This window comes from Rothia sp. HMSC068F09 (assembly GCF_001812775.1).
Taxonomy (GTDB): domain Bacteria; phylum Actinomycetota; class Actinomycetes; order Actinomycetales; family Micrococcaceae; genus Rothia; species Rothia mucilaginosa_A.
The window spans coordinates 74,223-90,159 of sequence record NZ_KV810430.1; the positions used below are offsets into that span (position 1 = coordinate 74,223).

Consider the following 15,937-nt stretch of genomic DNA (forward strand, 5'->3'; position numbering starts at 1 on the left):
GACCGTGGCTCCTCTGCCCGAGGCAACCGTTGGCGTGAACCCAACCGATGCACCCACCGTGGCACCCCTGCCCGAAGCAACTATCGGTGTAAACCCGACCGATGCGCCCACCGTGGCGCCCCTGCCGGAAGCAACCGTTGGCGTGAACCCGACCGACGCACCGACGGTTCCTGCACTGCCGGAAGCACCGGTTGCCGATAAGACCCCCAACGCTGACAAGCTGGAGGACGCAACCGTGGCGCATCCCAAGAATAAGCCAGCTCAGGAGGCTCCGGTGACCGCCGCCCGCTCGGCTATGGACACTCCGACTAAGGACGGCCCGGCAAAGGACAGCCCCGCTAAGGATCATCTGGCTCAGGAGAGCAGCCCCAAGAAGGCTACCCTGGCGAACACCGGCGCATCCAGCGTTGGCGTGATTGTTGGCATTGGCGTTGCCGCGATCTGTGCGGGTCTTGGCCTGAGCGTTCTGCGCTCGCGCCGCCGCTCCTAAGAGCTGCAGGGCTTACAGCCTAGCTCTCCCGTGCGGAATAAACTGCGGATAGCAAAGAGCCGCCGGCTCCCCTCGGTCAGGGGGAACCGGCGGCTCACTCAGCGCGTTGATGAGCGGTGCGCTGACCTACTTAGATTCGCCCACCTCGAGGCCGCTCACGTCCATTTCTTCCAGCGGAATCAGGCGGTCACGGGTCACGATGCGGTGGCCCAGCCACACGGCCACCACGACGGGCAGGCCGATGTAGGAGCTCAGAACGCCAAACCAGTCGCCGCTGATGATGGCCTCGTAGTTCTGGCCGCCAATCACGACCAGGCACATGAGGAATGCAATGATCGGGCCCACGGGGAAGAACGGCGCCACGTACGGCAGCTCCTTGAGGCTGTGCCCCTGCTTCAGGTAGGCGCGGCGGAAGCGGTAGTGCGCCACGGCGATGCCCACCCAGGTGATGAAGCCCGCCAGACCGGACACGTTCACGAGCCACAGGTACGCACCATCCGGCGAGAGCAGCGCGGCGATGAAGCCGACCGCGCCGATAGCTGCGGTAGCCAGCAGCGCGTTCATGGGCACGCCGCCGGAGTTGATGCGGGTGAACATCTTCGGTGCCTTGCCCTCCTGCGCCAGGGAGAAGAGCATACGAGCCGAGACGTACAGGCCGGAGTTACCCGCCGAAAGCACGGCGGAGAGAATCACGGCGTTCATGACGGCCGCCGCGAAGGCGATGCCTGCGCGCTCAAAGATGAGGGTGAACGGGGAGATGTTCACGTTGCCGTCCGCTGCGGTCAGCAGGTTCGGGTCGGTGTAGGGAATCAGGAAGCCGATGACGACCATCGCGCCGATGTAGAAGAGCATGATGCGCCAGAACACGCTGGTGAGCGCGCGGGGCACGTCGCGGCGGGGGTTCTTGGACTCACCCGCTGCCACACCAATCATTTCGGTGCCCTGGAAGGAGAAGCCTGCCACCATGAAGATGGCCAGGACGGCGGGGGCACCGCCCACGAAGGGTGCCTCGCCCACGGTCCAGTTGGAAACGCCCGGGGAGCTACCGCCCAGGATGCCGAAGATCATGGCGATACCGGCGATGAGGAAGACGACCACGGTGACGACCTTGATGGTGGCCAGCCAGAACTCGCTCTCACCGTAGGAGCGTGCCGAGAGGGCGTTGATGCCGGTCAGTAGCACGAGGAATCCCGCCGCCCACACCCAGGAGGGCACGTCCGGCAACCAGTACCTCATCACCTCACCAACCGCGACGAGCTCGGCGGCCACGGTAATCGCCCAGTTGAACCAGTAGTTCCAGCCCATGGCGAAGCCGAAGGACGGGGACACGTAGCGCGCGGCGTAGGTCTGGAAGGCGCCGGGCACAGGCAGGTGCGCGGCCATCTCGCCGAGGGACTGCATGAGGAAGAGCACCATGACGCCGATGAGGGCGTAGGCGAGGATTGCGCCACCGGGGCCCGCGGTGGAGATGGTCTTACCGGAGGCAACGAAGAGGCCGGTGCCGATTGCGCCGCCGATTGCGATCATCTGCATGTGTCGGGCGGAGAGGCCTCGCTTCAGTTCACCCTCTGCGGGGGTGGCTTCCGATGCAGTGCCGGAAGTCTCTGTAGGCTGTGCCATGTCAGGTCTTCTTTCTGAGGCTATTGCTTCGTGCGTTTGCTAGGGGGATTGTGTGCTGTCCAGTCTAGCCCTGCCGTCGATGCGGCTGCCGAAGGTTTGTGCCTAGGTCAAGAAATTCTTCAATCTTAAGGATTTCTTACGTACCGTAAGTTTTCCTAATCTGAGGGTCAATCCTACCCGCTTTCCGGGCTCTTTTCCACCCCAAACCCACAAAAACACAGAAAAACCCTCCCGAGCCGCTCCATCACGAGCGGCACGGGAGGGCCTCAAGTCAGGCTATCTCTCCGGGCGTTTAGTCCGTCTAGCCTTTCTAGTTCGCCAGGTTGTGGAACGAAACCTTCGTGGGGTGCTCCACGGTGCGGGAGACGGTGCAGTCCTTCTGCTCGCTGAGCTGAATCAGGCGGTCCACCAACTTCTGGGCCTTGGCGCCCTGCTCATCCTCGGGGAATCGCACATCAAAGTCCACCTCAACGTCGTCGAGGCGCACCGCGCCGTCTTCGGTCTGCTTCAGCGCCGAGGCGAGCACCTCGAATACCTCGGGGGTGGAGCGGCGGGAGGTGCCCGCGTCCACGTCCACGGAGGAGCAACCGGCAATCGCGGCGAGCAGCAGCTCGACGGGGGTCAGCAGGCCCTCGCCCACACCAAAATCGAGGGTTGCGCCGTTGGCACCGTGGGCACGGTAGCGCAAGCGGTCGATGCGCTCAATCTTGGTCTGGCGGTAGTTGTCGAGTTCGCGGCGTTCCTGCTGGCGCGAGTACACCTTCTTCTGCTCTTCTGCAGTCTGCACGGCGTTGCTCTGCTCAGCGTTGTTCTGCTCGGTCATTGAGGTTCCTTTCGGGTTGTCTGCGCGGTCGCTAGGTTATTCAGCACCGCGTTGTTTAGCGTCATTCACTATAAGCGTGTTTCTCATCATTTTATTCCCGGACTCTTTTTCTCGTCGGTCAACCGCTTGCTCCTATACACTGGAAAGCCGCGGCGGAGCTTCGAAGTCCCTCACGCACACAGTAGATTTTTTGAAGAGCACAACATACACAAGGAACTTCTTTTATGGCACAGACCCCCGGCACTGGGCGTCCCGGCACTGGGCGTACGAGCACGCAGAATGATTTCCGCTTGGCTGTTGCGGATTCTTCCGTGGTGATGCTCGGTATCGCTGTGTTGGGTTTGGGTTTGGGTATTATCCTCAACGCTCACGGCCTGCCGATTTGGACGGCACCGCTGCTATCTGCCCTAGTTTTTGCCGGTTCAGTGGAGTTCCTCATGGTGGGCATGATCAGCGGTGGCGCGTCGGTTGCCTCGATTGCTTTGACCGTGTTCCTCGTGAATGCTCGCCACCTGGTGTACGGCCTCTCCTTCCCTCTGCACAGGGTAAAGGGTCTCTGGGCTAAGACCCTGGCGGTTCACACTCTCTGCGATGAGGCGTTTGCTCTCAACTCCGGTCCTGATCGCAATGAGCGTTCCGGCGCCCGCATCCTGTGGGTTAACACGCTGATTTACGTGTCGTGGATTCTGAGCGTGGTGCTCGGATACGTACTCGGCGCGAGCTTCCTAAACGACCTGAAGGGCGTGGATTTCGTGATGGTGGCAATCTTCACGGTTCTCGCCATGGACGGCTACCGCGCTAACCCGGATCGCGTGACGGCGCTCTTCGTTGCGGTTTCGGCCGCGATTGCGCTGATTTTTGCGCCTTCGTCGTTCCTGGTGGTGGCGTTGGGTTCGTACGTGGTGTTGCTGTTGGCGCGCTTCCCGGTGGCGAAGCGCCGCGGCACCCTGCCTGCCCACTCGGAGCAGAAGACAAGCGAAGTAACGGGGTCCGCTTCCGAGGATAATGGGGGTTCCGCCGGGGTGTTACGCGGCGGCTCGGAAAACCGTTAATATAAAAAGTGCGAGCCGCCTATTCGGCCCGCCCTTCTCTTTCCTGTTTCACGCGGAACCGGCCGCGATTCGCCTTTCCAGGCGCCATCTCGTGAGCCGCCGCCCACAGATTTGAGGTACCACATGCAGATGAAAGATACCGCCAAGGAAACTAGCGACGCAGAACGCTGTGCCGCCCCGGAGTAACACCGCACCGGGAGCGGCATCACCCGAGGTCACGCACGAGAACTACTGCCGCGCGCAACTACCCGCGCCGAAAACTAGTCTCATGCGGGAGGAACGTCCCTCCGCCTCGTTGTTCGCGGCTTTCATCTATTCACGTACCTATCGCACTACTCCCCCGTTTCCTCGGGCAGACCCGGCTCTCGGCGGTTGCTTTGAAGACTTTAACCGTTCGACCGTGTGTCTTTCGCCTCCGGGGTTTTCTGAGTGGCGCAGAAAGAGACAACCCTCATGAACGGCGAAGTTACTGCCGGATATATTTTGACTGCGGTGTTCGTTGCTGCAGGTATTACTTTTATGCTGCGTCTTCTGCCTTTCGGTTTGAAGAAGGCGCTCGCCGGCTCCGAGCTGCTCGATGCACTCAGCCATTGGATTCCGCTCGGCGCAGTCGCGCTACTTGCTATCTATGCGGTGGCGAAGATTGATTATTCTTCCGTTGAAACGGCGGCACCGTACCTGGCGGGCCTGGTGGTGACCGTGGGTGTGCACCTGTGGCGTAAGAATATGGTGCTGAGCATGGTGGCGGGTACCGTCACCTGTGTTGTGCTGGCTAACTGGGTTTTCTAGGGGGCGTCATGACTTCATCTCAGGATTCTCAGCGTCACCCGGCGGATGCCTCCGCCCCCATCGTCGAGTCGGTCCACCGTACCGCGCCCGACCGTAGCGTGCAGCAGCAGGCACCCCACCAACGGGCGGAACCCAGCCAGGCAAGCCCGGAGCAGGTGGATCAGGTGATCGCCTCCGCCCTTCCGCTGACCGGCGTTATTCCCGTGGTCGAGGCACCCAAGGACTCTTCGGACTCCCAGCAGCCACGCGTGAGCGGTTTTGCCGAGGCGATGCGCACCGCCGGCGTGGTCATGGCGGGCCTGTTCTTCGTGGGTATCGGCCTGGGCGTGGTGATTCACAGCTACGGCTTCCCGATGTGGCTGGCGGTCGTCCTGCCGGGCATTGTCTTCGCCGGTTCCGTGGAGTTCGTGCTGCTGGACATGATGTCTCTGCACGCTTCGCTGGTGTCGATTGCGCTCATGACTCTGCTCGTGAATTCGCGTCACCTCATGTACGGCCTTTCCTACCCGATTGAGCGTGTGCGCCATCCTCTCGCGAAGTTCTACAGCGTGTACACGCTCACCGACGAGGCGTACGTCCTCAATAGCGGCCCCGACCGCCACACGCTGCGCGGCTCCCGCATCCTGTGGATTCACGCAGGCATGCAGGTGTCCGTCATCTGCGGTACTCTGCTGGGCTACGTGCTGGGCGTCAGCTTCCTGAGCGAGCTGAAGGGTCTGGGTTTTGTGATGACTGCGCTCTTCGCGATCCTGACCGTGGATGCGTACCGCGAATCGAAGGACCGTCTGACCGCCGTCATCGCGCTGGTGGCCGCGGCCGCGGGCCTGCTGATCGCCCCGCAGTCCATGCTTGTGGTGTCCATGGTCGTCTACCTAAGCCTGCTGGTGGCTCGCTACGCGGTGCAAAAGCGTCGCGGTACCCTGCCCGAGCACATGCTTGTGGCCGACCACGACGGCGGCTCCGAGCAGACGCGCTAGGTACCGGGGGGGCATACCGGCCCTTCGCACTCTGCCTAATGCATCGTTAAAACGCTCCGCCCACCCGTGATATCGGGTGGGCGGAGCGTAATGCTGTCGCCAGCCGCATGTGTGGGGTGAGACCGTACTCGTGCGGTGTAGCGTTCGTATCTGTTGTGTCGTGCACCGCGCGAGAGAAATAATCGCGCGGCGGTTATCACTATTTTAAAGCACCCCGGGCGCAAACCAGGGGTATGCGCGCCGGGGCGTTGAGAATCAATTGCTCATTCGCGAGGCGAACGAAACGGAAACTACTTGATGGCGGCGAGTGCTGCCTCGTAGTTGGGCTCGTTGGTGGTTTCGGGAACCAGCTCGGTGTAGACGACCTCGCCCTCGGGGTTCACGACGACCACGGAGCGTGCCAGCAGACCAGCCAGGGGGCCGTCCACGAGCTTTACGCCGAAGTCCTCACCGAAGGAGGAGCGGAAAGCGGAGGAGGTCACAACGTTCTCAATGCCCTCGGCTGCGCAGAAGCGGCCGATTGCGAAGGGCAGGTCGTTGGAGACGCACAGCACGACGGTGTTCTCCAGGCCTGCAGCCTGCTTGTTGAAGGTGCGGACGCTGTTTGCGCAAACACCGGTGTCGACGGAGGGGAAGATGTTCAGCACCAGGTTCTTACCTGCGAAATCTGCGGAGGAAATCTCAGAGAGATCAGCCGCGAGAACCGAGAATTCGGGCAGCTTTGCGCCGACTGCGGGCAGGTCGCCGTTGGTGTGGATTACGAGTTCATTCTGTAGAGTTACTTCAGCCATGCCTTCATTGTCCCCCGGATGCGGCGGGTGTGCAAGGAGATGCGGGCTCTAGTGGGTGGAGTTTCCGCATAGCTGATTTTCTGCGGTGCCGCTTCGCCTCAGCGGCACCTCTACAATGGGCAGGTGAGCATTTTGAGGCACGTATCTTCCCGCCTTGCGCCGCTGGCGCACCCCGTGACGAATTTCAGGGCCCTCCGCCGGGACCTGCGCCGTCAGCGGGTGGAGGGTCGTGCCCTCGTTGATCCGCAGAATACGTACCGTCCGAGTGTGCGCGCTGAGCTGCGCCGCATGTTCACTCGCCCTTTCCCGGTGGAAACGCAGACGCTCATGTGTAACGCCCTGCTGGCGGCAATCTGCTGGTATCTGCTGCCGGAAGCCTGGCGTTCGTGGCTGTTTAGCGAGTTTAAGGGCCCGGCCGGTTTCGCCCTGGTGATGGTCGGCTGGATGGTTGCGGACGTAACCTCCACAAACCTGATGGGTCACGATGAGGAGCATGCGCTGCGTGCGTTGCGCAGTAGCGACCCGCACGCCCTGCACCTGTTCGTGCGCACAAAGGCTATTGCGATTGGCATCATCACGGGTGTTTCAGGCACCCTGCTGGCGCTGATTCTGCACAATCAGGACAAGAACCTGACCCCCACGCTCATGATGTCCCTGTCATTCTTTGTGGTGCCGGCTATTGTGGTGTCCCTGGGCTCGATTCTGGGCGTGATTTATCCGTACCGTCTGCGCGGCTGGCAGTTCCGCTGGGCGCACCGCAAGAACCTGCGGATGAGTGCCCGCTGGGTTCTGCTCTGCTTTGGGCCGGGCTGGGTACTGGGTACGGTACTGATGTCGCTGATGTTCCCGTCGATTTTCCTGTCGGATGCGCTCGCGCGCCTTCTCAACCCCGGCGTGGATCCGCGCGATATTGCGTTCCGGCCGCTACTGTTTTCGCTGATCTTGGGGGCTCAGGGCGCTATCAGCCTGTGGGTTTTTCCGCGGGTTACGGCACGTATTGCGACGGCGAGGCGCGCCTGGCTGGTGCACTACCTGACCGACGATAAGGTCTGCTAACCGGTTTTCTGCCGCCTACCGGCAATGGAAAAAGGCTACGGTAATGAACGGCGCTGACGCCCCGCACCACGTCAATGCGTCTTTTTCTCTATACTGGACGAGTTCACTGTTCACATACATCAGCTTGCGATGCGCCGCCGCATCGCGCGAGGAGTCCCCATGCGTTTGACCCGCTCCGCTCTATCCCTGCCCGCCCTGGGCGCGGCCGTGGCCCTGGCCGTCTCGTCCTGCTCGGCAAGCACCGATTCGGCGCTTTCCGGTACCGTTGTGTCTTCGTCCGCCTCGGCGAGCGCATCCGCTTCGGCTTCGCCGAGCTCCTCCTCGAGCGCCGCCTCGGCTATCTTCCCCACGGCTTCGGCGAGCCCTTCCGCTTCTGCCTCTGCGTCTTCGCCTGCCCCGGCTCCGTCAGTGGTGACGATTACGGTGAACCCCGAGCCGAGCGTGACGACCGTTCCCGCGAAGTCTGACTCCTCGGGCGATAAGAAGAGCTCCAGCTGCTCCAACGTGTCGGCTTCGTCCACGGTCTCGAAGGCTCTGAGCGATATGAAGAACAAGAGCAAGTGGAACCAGTGGACGAACGTTTCCCGCACGTACGAGGGTTTTGATCCCTGCGCCGAGCTGTCCTGGATTGACGCGATTCCGGGCTCCTCCCCAGATGAGTGCTGCATCTCCTCGATGGCCCATCACATCCTGCTCTTCCACTACGGCAAGTTTATTGGTACGGCAACCTACGAGCCCTACTCGTTCTCGCCCTCCATTACCCGTACCTCCGATAATTCAATTAGCGTGACCTACCGCTATATGAAGGACGATGAGAGCCCCGCCAACGCGAGCGGCCGCACGACGGCTACGTTCACGTGGAGCTCTTCTCAGAATAAGGTCGTGATGAGCGGCGAGGTTCCGCCCAGCGGCGAGTAGGTTCACCGCTCCGTCCGTAAATTCTGCGGATACGACGAAGCCCGCCCCTCGAATGTTTCGAGGGGCGGGCTTCTTATGCTTAGGATTATTACGTCCTGCGGGGCGAGATACCTTAGGCTGCCTTCTTCTTGTAGATGAAGAATGCGGCGCCTGCGAGTGCTGCGATGAACAGAATCTTCTTCATGGGGTTACTCCTTTGATTTTTGGTATGGTGCACCCGGTCCGTCCTGATCGGCGTCGGCTCGTGGGGAGCCACTCGTCGGTCGGTACCGCACGCGGTGCCATGCTTCACATCATACCCTGTTTGACGGGTCTTTTCCTCCTGAGAGGTCGGATTTGGACCTCGCCCGGTTGCGGTGGCTTCTGGGCTTCCCCTTCCGACGGTGGATATTTTCGGGACTCGCCGTGAAGGTCAGCGGTTTCCTCTTCGTTGGGGAGGATACTGGGGGCATGAGTATTTTTAAGAAGAAAGAGTACAGCGCCGAGCGTTCGGCGACTCGTATGGCGCGCGGTCTTGCTGTGATGGGCGCGCTGCATTTCATTATCCCGGAGCCCTTCGATTCGATTATTCCGAAGTGCCTGCCGGGTCCTCCGCATGCGTACACGCACGGTTCCGGTGTGGCTGAGCTGGGTACCGCTGCCCTGTTGTCGAGCGATAAGACCCGCCGTGCCGGTGGTCTGCTGGCCACGCTACTGTTCGTGGCGGTGTTCCCCGCGAATATTCAGATGGCTCTGGATGCACGTAAGCAGTCCGCTCAGCGTAAGGCTATCGCGTATGCGCGCCTGCCCCTGCAGTTGCCGCTGATTTGCAGCGCGCTGAAGATCTGGCGCCGTTCCAAGTAGTACATACGCCGTAGAACAACGGCACCTCGGTGTTTTACACGTAAAACATCGAGGTGCCGTTCACCTTAACATACCTGTTGTTAAGCCTCCCGTAACCGGCATTGCCTACACTTGAGGTAAAGCCCACCTGTCACAGCGGCAGGTGCACGACCCTTGGAGACAACGATGGACGCTCTTATCACTATGGTTATTACCGGTGCAATTATCGGTGTGATTGCGCGCTTCTTCATGCGAGGCCACCAGAACATTTCGATTCTTTGGACCATTGTCTGCGGCGCTATCGGCGCGGCTGTCGGCAACTGGGCGGCAACCCAACTGGGCGTCGCCGCCACCGCAGGCATCGACTGGATGCGCTGGATTCTTTCGGTCTTCGCAGCGATGCTGACCATCTCCCTATACCTGGGCATGACCGGCAAGAAATAACCCCCAAACCAGACGGACTCCTGAGTTTTATATCAACAAAGGCGGCACCTCCCCTAGCGTGAGCTAGCTTGGGAGGTGCCGCCTTTCTACGTCTTGTGCGAGGCGCTTTATAGCTTCTTCGTTACGCCTTCTTGGCTTATGCCTTCTTAACCACGGAGGACTTCAGGTACATCTGGCCCGCGCCGGGGACCTTCGCCTCAATGTCGTGGCCGTTCACGGGGGATTCGAGCAGGCGGATGCCGCGCACCTTGGTGCCTGCCTTGATGTCTGCGCCGCCCTTGACCTTCAGGCCCTTGACGATGGTGACGGAGTCGCCGTCGACGAGCTCGTTACCGACGGAGTCCAGGACCTTGGTACCGGCTTCCTCTTCGGTTTCGCCTGCTGCGGTGCGTTCCCATTCGTGGCCGCACATGGGGCAGGCCCAGAGCTCGCCCATCTCATAGGTGTAGTTCTCGCTACATTCGGGGCAGGCGGGTGCTTCGATTTCGTTGAGGTTTTCGCTCATGGTTCCTTCTTCTGTCTGTGCGGATGCGCCGCTCCCCTGCACCCTGATTACCACGGTGCTGGGCAGTGGTGCTGCGGCGTGTGGGCGCGCGTCAGCGAGGGCGGGGTGCGACGGTGGTGGGTTGCGAGGATTCTCGCGTTCGTGCTGACTATACCATTTGGCGGATGCGAACCGCATGTGTGGGGCTGGTTTTTGCCGGTCTTTTGGAGCGGGTGTGGGGCGTGTATGAAGCCGAAAATAAAATTCGCATGGTTTGTGCGTAATATTTTGGTTGGAAGATGGTTCTCAGTGACTGCGGCGTGTAGAGTGCTTAGAGTATTTGTACGTTTTGAGTAGTGAAAGGCACGGCTTCATGAAGCTTTCCGCACGTAACCAGTTCGCTGGCAAGGTTGTTGAGATTACCGAGGGTGCGACTAACGGTATCGTTAAGATTGAGATTGCTCCCGAGGTTGTTATCTCTGCGTCCATCACCAACGAGTCCATCAAGGAGCTGGGCCTGAAGGTTGGCGAGACTGCATACGCAGTGATTAAGGCGTCCAACGTGATGGTTGGTGCTGACCACTAATCCCGGTCGATAAGATTTAAACCCGGGCGGCTGCCTTGTGTGGCGCGCGAGGGTTAATAGAGCGGAGCCCCGCACTGTGTGTACAGTGCGGGGCCCCGCTTTTATGTTTTTATCGCTTAGACGTTGAAGCGGAACTCGACTACGTTACGGTGTAAACGTTACGGTGTAAATCAGAGTTTCGGAGTAAGCGGCACCCTACGAGGTGGGGTCCTCCTTCCACGACCCAATTTTCGTGGCAGCCGCCTCCAGTTCTTCCCCGTAGTTTTCCCACAATTTAGGGCACTTTTCACTCATCCATTCGAATCCCTGACGGACATCGACGTCATCAATTCCCCAGCCTCCTCTTCTGTCCGATTCAGGTACTGATTCAATTGCGAAAGCTAGGTTTTGAATCATCCGCATCGCTAGATGACTATCAGCATCGGTAGCCCATCCAACCGCTCTGATGAGCCAGGCAGCTGTAGCAGTGACACTGTCGGTCGAGCCCTTAATTTCCCACCGGTCAAACGAGCGTAGGACATCTCGATGCAGCAGATAGGCGAGAGCATCCGCAATACTTACTTTCAGCTCCTCCATCTCATCCGCGTTCAATATCGGACCTCGGCGCCCCATTTCCAGGTCTTTGACTGCGAGAAGGACACCTGTCAGAACATTGAGTTTAAGACCATCGGGAGCACGAGAATCAATCCTCTCAACCGCATAAAGAAGAGGACCCGCTGCCTGGGGAAGAGCAAGGACCAGCTTCCGGTAGAAAGAGTGACTTGGACGATGTTTTTCTGCAGTCGGTCCCGTAACAAGTGCGACGATACTCGAAGCCTCAACCTTTAAACCCTGTCTCGCTACTTCCGCAATAAATTTGAGCAATCCGGGATACGGTAGATACCCTTCGCTTTCTGCATAGCGGCGCTCAAACCCGTCAACATAATTACTCACAGCAGCATCAGTCAGGTTATCTTGTACCTTCGCACCGGTGGACGTTCCAGGAAGCGCAAGAGCAGGATTAGCACGGAGATGAGCGAGAAGGAAGTCCCGGTCCTCTTCCTTGTACTCAAGAATCTCCTTCCATAGCGCCTCCAGATACCTGGGGTCTGAGGCTTGAGTAACAATCCCCAGTAGCGCATCGCGTCGTTGGAGTTGAGAAACTAACGTTTGACGAGCGAGGATTTTGGCTTGCAATTCGCTATCACGTTTTGCCTGTTTCGCTCCCACCCTCCATAGCACAATGGGGATAAATGCAGTGGCCACAAAGGATGCTAAAGCCAAGAGAAGCATCGGGTCATCCCACGACCATTTAGCTACAAGGGAATGCCACCAGTCGACTATCATTTCTTACCTCCTAAACGTTGAAGCAGAGCTCCGCTACTCCATCATCATGCATCAGTATTGTTTTGCTTTTCCTTAGTTATTTCTTCCGGCGGAGGCGTGAGCCATTCCCCCGCACGACGAGCAGCAGTAATGTATTGACGATAATTTTTTACAATCTCGTTTTGATATTCCTTCGAAACGCCAAGGCGGTCCATAATAGCCAACCTGATAATTGCTTTTGTGGCATCAACGATGGCAAGCAACTCATCAGCACTTTGTTTAGGAGCCACCCCTTTATGGGTAAGATCATTTCTAGCTTTTACGGTTTTCTTCGCCCAGTATTCAACATCAGGGACAAGGTATAAAATACTATCCTTATCCGCTGAATCTGCAAGATCTATAAGTCTAATTCGAAGACTCGGGTCATTACGCAGATTTGACATTGCAGTTTCTTTATACCAAGCAGGAACTACATTCATTATCTCTTTTTTCATCTTTTTAAACTCTGCAGCATCATACATATGAGATCTAATATTAAGGTTACGATGCAACACTTCAGCCGCCCCAGTCACCGCCAAGAGATCGTTCTCGATGAAGGGCATATCTTCAAGCTGTATAGCCATCACCATGTTCACCGCTGCCCTGGCATCAGCCACTAGTTTAAACCATTTCGCGAGAGACTCAGCAAAAGGAAATGCTTCGGAGACAAGCCGAGCATCGCTATTGCTACCGGCCCACCTATACCCTTTTCCAATCTTCATTCGAGAACAAATAATACTCACGCATTTATTATCAGAATTTGAAACATCCTCAGCGTCCTCAAGCTGAAGCCAAACAATGCCTGAAGGTTGGTTCGTAACAAAGGAAATAAAATTCTGAATAACATGCGCTTCTTCGAGCCCCTCTTCCAGCGAGACACCGTCATTTACAAGAATTCGACAGAACAAGTCGTCCCCGTCAGAGGCTTCAATTTCATTCACATTACATAGCTCAATATACCGCCCCTCAAAATCAATTTCCTTTTTCTCTTCCGCTGACAAATACCAAAAACCTAAATTATCAACAGAAACCCTAAGACCACCAAATACTTTACTATCCTTATTTTCTACATGCCGTCCTAGAATCAGCTTCTCCGCACTAATCTTACAATTACTTATATAATTTTTACCAATTCGCCCCCAAGGCTTCCAAGGGCTCTTATCCATTGCATCCATGATGGTAATATTTATTCCATCAGCGACACCATAAATCACATCATAGAAAATTAAATCTTTATCCCTAACGAGTCGACCTAGATTCCCACTCTCATCTTCATCTATCTCCCCAACTTCATCAGGATTATACCCATCAAAATGATTATCCAATTTGAGGTTCAGTCCCCCTTCACCATCGTAAATAAGGGTTCCTGCAACCTTGTTATCAGGATTTTCGGGAAGCCACCAATGACCAACCCATTCGCCCTTTTCAGCAAAAGAAAATGGAGATTCATTCATTTTATCCTCCAAATAAAAGAATCAAGCTAATAAAGAATTTCATCTAGGCGATATTTTAGTAATCCCTACATAAATTTCAATTAGCGGTTTACATTACGATCTAAGGGTACAAAAAATCCGGTGACAGTGAGATGAATTTCGTCATCCCTCCGTCACCGGATTCTCAAAGTCCTATCGACCCGTCAGATTTAGACGTTGAAGCGGAACTCGACTACGTCGCCGTCCTGCATGATGTAGTCCTTGCCCTCCATACGGACCTTACCGCGAGCCTTCGCCTCCGCCATGGAGCCGGCCTCATCCAGGTCCTTGAACGACACAACCTCAGCCTTAATGAAGCCGCGCTCAAAATCAGAGTGAATCACGCCAGCAGCCTGCGGCGCAGTATCACCCTTGTAAATGGTCCAGGCGCGAGCCTCCTTCGGGCCAGCAGTCAGATAAGTCTGCAGGCCCAGAGTCGAGAAGCCCACGCGAGCCAGCTGGTCCAGACCGGACTCATCCTGACCGTTCATCTCCAGCATCTCGCGAGCCTCCTCCTCAGACAGCTCCACCAGATCAGCCTCCAGCTTCGCATCCAAGAACACAGCCTCAGCCGGCGCCACCATGTCGCGCAACTCCTGCTGCTTCTCCTCAGACGCCAGAATGCCCTCATCCGCGTTGAACACGTAAATGAACGGCTTAGCAGTCAGCAGGTTCAGCTCCTTCAAGTGAGCCAGCTCCAGCTTCGCGTCCTTCGCACGAGAAATGATGGTTTCACCATCCTCCAGGATCTTCTGCGCAGCCTTATAAGTCTCCAGCTGAGCGGCGTCACCCTTCTTAATCTTCACGGCCTTCTCCAGGCGCGGAATAGCGTTCTCCAGAGTCTGCAGGTCAGCCAGAATCAGCTCGGTATTGATGGTCTCCATATCGGAGGCGGGGTCTACCTTGCCGTCCACGTGAATGACGTCCGGGTCATCAAACGCACGCACCACCTGGGCGATAGCGTGCGCCTCACGAATGTTCGCGAGGAACTTGTTACCCAAGCCCTCACCCTCAGAAGCGCCCTTCACAATACCCGCAATATCAACGAACGAAACAGTCGCAGGCAGAATACGCTCCGAACCAAAAATCTCAGCCAGACGGTTCAGACGCGCATCCGGCAGGCTCACCACGCCCACGTTCGGGTCAATGGTCGCGAACGGGTAGTTAGCCGCCAGCACAGTGTTGCCGGTCAGAGCGTTGAACAGGGTGGACTTGCCCACGTTAGGCAGGCCAACAATGCCGATAGTTAGAGCCACAAGTTTTCCTTCGAATCATGTGCCGCCATACGTTCAGGATGCGCCGCGTACGTGATGCGGCGGGTGCGGGCGGGCACAGGGCGAAAATGGTGCCCGCTTCCAAGCGCAACACCGTCGGTCTCGGGAAGAAACGGGTGCGGGGCGCCTGCGGGCATAGACACTATCATTCTACCGTGTTCGGGCAGGAGCCGCCCTGAGTGCATGCTAGACACCGCCGAAGGCACAAGAGCGGCACTGCCCGGGGCGCTGAAAAGGAGAAAGTGGAGGCGAAAAATGAGGCGAGGAAGCGCCACCGCTCCCCCGCCGGGGTCAATGAGAAAGAGATGAGAAGCAGGGGGCTAGAGCCAGCCGTTTTCCGTGGCGATACGCACCGCATCCTGACGCGTCGACGCACCCGTCTTCGCCATCGCCGCCGACAAATAATTACGCACCGTACCCGCCGACAAAAACAACGCCGACGCAATCTGCTGAGCCGTACCACCCGACGCCGCCTCACGCAGCACCTGCGCCTCACGCTCCGTCAACGGAGAAGCACCCGTCACCAAAGAATCCGCCGCCAACGACGGATCCACCACACGCAACCCCGCATGCACACGACGAATCGCCTCCGCCAACTGGCGAGCACCCGTATCCTTCACCACGAAACCGCTCGCACCAGCCTCCAGGGCGCGGCGCACATACCCGGGGCGACCAAACGTCGTCACAATCAGGGTGCGCACCGGCTCACCCGACTCGCTCAGCGCGCCCGCGTCGCGAATCGCGGCGGCCGCCTCAATGCCGTCGGTCAGCAGGGTGCCGGGCATCTGCACATCCAGCAGCACCACATCCGGCTTCAACAGAGCGACAGCGCCCAACACCTCGTCACCGCTACCGACCTGACCCACAATCTCCAGGTCAACCTCCAGACCCAGCAGAGCGGCAAGAGCCTCACGGATGAGCTGCTGGTCGTCAGCGAGCAGAACACGAATCATGGGAACCTCCCAAAGGGCGAAGACGGGGTGATAACGGCGGGC

Annotated in this window: 17 protein-coding genes; 9 read left to right on the top strand and 8 right to left on the bottom strand. The window is 58.1% G+C overall.

Features of this window, described 5'->3' with window-relative positions; translation table 11 throughout:
* A partial coding sequence (locus HMPREF2874_RS07110; RefSeq protein ID WP_141754254.1) for an LPXTG cell wall anchor domain-containing protein occupies positions 1 to 490 on the top strand: 490 nt, incomplete at its 5' end.
* A gap of 126 nt (positions 491 to 616) precedes the next feature.
* On the opposite strand, the gene HMPREF2874_RS07115 is transcribed toward HMPREF2874_RS07110, so the two are convergent.
* Together HMPREF2874_RS07115 and HMPREF2874_RS07120 are read right to left on the bottom strand one after the other, a co-directional pair.
* Positions 617 to 2,110, bottom strand: coding sequence for an amino acid permease (locus HMPREF2874_RS07115; RefSeq protein ID WP_070649746.1), 1,494 nt, complete (start codon positions 2,108 to 2,110; stop codon positions 617 to 619).
* A 310-nt stretch (positions 2,111 to 2,420) separates the two neighbouring features.
* Positions 2,421 to 2,933, bottom strand: a complete 513-nt coding sequence (locus HMPREF2874_RS07120) for an OsmC family protein (protein WP_210397989.1) — start codon at positions 2,931 to 2,933, stop codon at positions 2,421 to 2,423.
* Between the two features lie 224 nt (positions 2,934 to 3,157).
* Between HMPREF2874_RS07120 and HMPREF2874_RS07125 the strand changes: the two genes are divergently transcribed.
* The 3 genes from HMPREF2874_RS07125 to HMPREF2874_RS07135 all read left to right on the top strand — a co-directional run bounded on the left by HMPREF2874_RS07125 (position 3,158) and on the right by HMPREF2874_RS07135 (position 5,751).
* Complete coding sequence (locus tag HMPREF2874_RS07125; RefSeq protein WP_070649748.1) at positions 3,158 to 3,985, top strand: AzlC family ABC transporter permease; 828 nt, start codon at positions 3,158 to 3,160, stop codon at positions 3,983 to 3,985.
* 453 nt (positions 3,986 to 4,438) lie between these two features.
* A complete protein-coding gene (locus HMPREF2874_RS07130) occupies positions 4,439 to 4,774 on the top strand; it encodes a branched-chain amino acid transporter permease (protein WP_049332056.1) in 336 nt (111 codons plus the stop codon).
* A gap of 8 nt (positions 4,775 to 4,782) precedes the next feature.
* Positions 4,783 to 5,751, top strand: a complete 969-nt coding sequence (locus HMPREF2874_RS07135; RefSeq protein ID WP_049332054.1) for an AzlC family ABC transporter permease — start codon at positions 4,783 to 4,785, stop codon at positions 5,749 to 5,751.
* Between the two features lie 290 nt (positions 5,752 to 6,041).
* Here HMPREF2874_RS07135 and tpx read toward each other — a convergent pair whose 3' ends face one another.
* Entirely contained in the window at positions 6,042 to 6,542 is a 501-nt protein-coding gene (gene tpx, locus HMPREF2874_RS07140; RefSeq protein WP_049343857.1) for a thiol peroxidase, read from the bottom strand.
* A gap of 174 nt (positions 6,543 to 6,716) precedes the next feature.
* On the opposite strand from tpx, the gene HMPREF2874_RS07145 reads away from it, so the two are divergent.
* The 4 genes from HMPREF2874_RS07145 (at position 6,717) to HMPREF2874_RS07165 (ending at position 9,782) form a co-directional block, all read left to right on the top strand.
* The gene (locus tag HMPREF2874_RS07145; protein ID WP_141754241.1) at positions 6,717 to 7,598 is read left to right on the top strand and encodes a hypothetical protein; all 882 of its coding nucleotides are present in this window, start codon (positions 6,717 to 6,719) and stop codon (positions 7,596 to 7,598) included.
* A 159-nt stretch (positions 7,599 to 7,757) separates the two neighbouring features.
* Complete coding sequence (locus HMPREF2874_RS07150; protein ID WP_083309868.1) at positions 7,758 to 8,516, top strand: LppP/LprE family lipoprotein; 759 nt, start codon at positions 7,758 to 7,760, stop codon at positions 8,514 to 8,516.
* 450 nt (positions 8,517 to 8,966) lie between these two features.
* Positions 8,967 to 9,359, top strand: a complete 393-nt coding sequence (locus HMPREF2874_RS07160; RefSeq protein WP_070649754.1) for a DoxX family protein — start codon at positions 8,967 to 8,969, stop codon at positions 9,357 to 9,359.
* Between the two features lie 165 nt (positions 9,360 to 9,524).
* On the top strand, positions 9,525 to 9,782 hold the full coding sequence (locus tag HMPREF2874_RS07165) for a GlsB/YeaQ/YmgE family stress response membrane protein (RefSeq protein WP_070649756.1): 258 nt from the start codon (positions 9,525 to 9,527) through the stop codon (positions 9,780 to 9,782).
* 136 nt (positions 9,783 to 9,918) lie between these two features.
* Here the strand turns inward: HMPREF2874_RS07165 and HMPREF2874_RS07170 are convergent, their stop codons facing one another.
* The gene (locus tag HMPREF2874_RS07170) at positions 9,919 to 10,287 is read right to left on the bottom strand and encodes a zinc ribbon domain-containing protein YjdM (RefSeq protein WP_070642857.1); all 369 of its coding nucleotides are present in this window, start codon (positions 10,285 to 10,287) and stop codon (positions 9,919 to 9,921) included.
* 352 nt (positions 10,288 to 10,639) lie between these two features.
* Here HMPREF2874_RS07170 and HMPREF2874_RS07175 point away from each other — a divergent pair, with 352 nt between their 5' ends.
* Complete coding sequence (locus HMPREF2874_RS07175; RefSeq protein ID WP_005505155.1) at positions 10,640 to 10,852, top strand: TOBE domain-containing protein; 213 nt, start codon at positions 10,640 to 10,642, stop codon at positions 10,850 to 10,852.
* A gap of 195 nt (positions 10,853 to 11,047) precedes the next feature.
* Here HMPREF2874_RS07175 and HMPREF2874_RS07180 read toward each other — a convergent pair whose 3' ends face one another.
* The 4 genes from HMPREF2874_RS07180 to HMPREF2874_RS07195 form a co-directional block, all read right to left on the bottom strand.
* Positions 11,048 to 12,178, bottom strand: a complete 1,131-nt coding sequence (locus HMPREF2874_RS07180; protein ID WP_246823796.1) for a hypothetical protein — start codon at positions 12,176 to 12,178, stop codon at positions 11,048 to 11,050.
* A gap of 44 nt (positions 12,179 to 12,222) precedes the next feature.
* The gene (locus HMPREF2874_RS09240) at positions 12,223 to 13,650 is read right to left on the bottom strand and encodes an ApeA N-terminal domain 1-containing protein (RefSeq protein WP_141754242.1); all 1,428 of its coding nucleotides are present in this window, start codon (positions 13,648 to 13,650) and stop codon (positions 12,223 to 12,225) included.
* A gap of 188 nt (positions 13,651 to 13,838) precedes the next feature.
* Positions 13,839 to 14,924 carry a redox-regulated ATPase YchF gene (gene ychF, locus HMPREF2874_RS07190; protein WP_070649760.1) on the bottom strand — a complete coding sequence of 362 codons (1,086 nt, stop codon included), beginning with the start codon at positions 14,922 to 14,924 and terminating at the stop codon, positions 13,839 to 13,841.
* Positions 14,925 to 15,262: 338 nt separating this feature from the next.
* A complete protein-coding gene (locus HMPREF2874_RS07195) occupies positions 15,263 to 15,895 on the bottom strand; it encodes a response regulator transcription factor (RefSeq protein WP_049343349.1) in 633 nt (210 codons plus the stop codon).
* Between the last annotated feature and the right edge of the window lie 42 nt (positions 15,896 to 15,937).

Bases quoted from the DNA above. Each gene is read 5' to 3' on its own strand.
- HMPREF2874_RS07150 (WP_083309868.1), top strand. From the start codon at position 7,758: ATGCGTTTGACCCGCTCCGCTCTATCCCTGCCCGCCCTGGGCGCGGCC.
- HMPREF2874_RS07115 (WP_070649746.1), bottom strand. From the start codon at position 2,110: ATGGCACAGCCTACAGAGACTTCCGGCACTGCATCGGAAGCCACCCCC.
- HMPREF2874_RS07195 (WP_049343349.1), bottom strand. From the start codon at position 15,895: ATGATTCGTGTTCTGCTCGCTGACGACCAGCAGCTCATCCGTGAGGCT.
- HMPREF2874_RS07160 (WP_070649754.1), top strand. From the start codon at position 8,967: ATGAGTATTTTTAAGAAGAAAGAGTACAGCGCCGAGCGTTCGGCGACT.
- HMPREF2874_RS07135 (WP_049332054.1), top strand. From the start codon at position 4,783: ATGACTTCATCTCAGGATTCTCAGCGTCACCCGGCGGATGCCTCCGCC.
- HMPREF2874_RS07130 (WP_049332056.1), top strand. From the start codon at position 4,439: ATGAACGGCGAAGTTACTGCCGGATATATTTTGACTGCGGTGTTCGTT.
- HMPREF2874_RS09240 (WP_141754242.1), bottom strand. From the start codon at position 13,650: ATGAATGAATCTCCATTTTCTTTTGCTGAAAAGGGCGAATGGGTTGGT.
- HMPREF2874_RS07125 (WP_070649748.1), top strand. From the start codon at position 3,158: ATGGCACAGACCCCCGGCACTGGGCGTCCCGGCACTGGGCGTACGAGC.
- HMPREF2874_RS07170 (WP_070642857.1), bottom strand. From the start codon at position 10,287: ATGAGCGAAAACCTCAACGAAATCGAAGCACCCGCCTGCCCCGAATGT.
- HMPREF2874_RS07175 (WP_005505155.1), top strand. From the start codon at position 10,640: ATGAAGCTTTCCGCACGTAACCAGTTCGCTGGCAAGGTTGTTGAGATT.
- HMPREF2874_RS07165 (WP_070649756.1), top strand. From the start codon at position 9,525: ATGGACGCTCTTATCACTATGGTTATTACCGGTGCAATTATCGGTGTG.
- tpx (WP_049343857.1), bottom strand. From the start codon at position 6,542: ATGGCTGAAGTAACTCTACAGAATGAACTCGTAATCCACACCAACGGC.
- HMPREF2874_RS07120 (WP_210397989.1), bottom strand. From the start codon at position 2,933: ATGACCGAGCAGAACAACGCTGAGCAGAGCAACGCCGTGCAGACTGCA.
- HMPREF2874_RS07180 (WP_246823796.1), bottom strand. From the start codon at position 12,178: ATGATAGTCGACTGGTGGCATTCCCTTGTAGCTAAATGGTCGTGGGAT.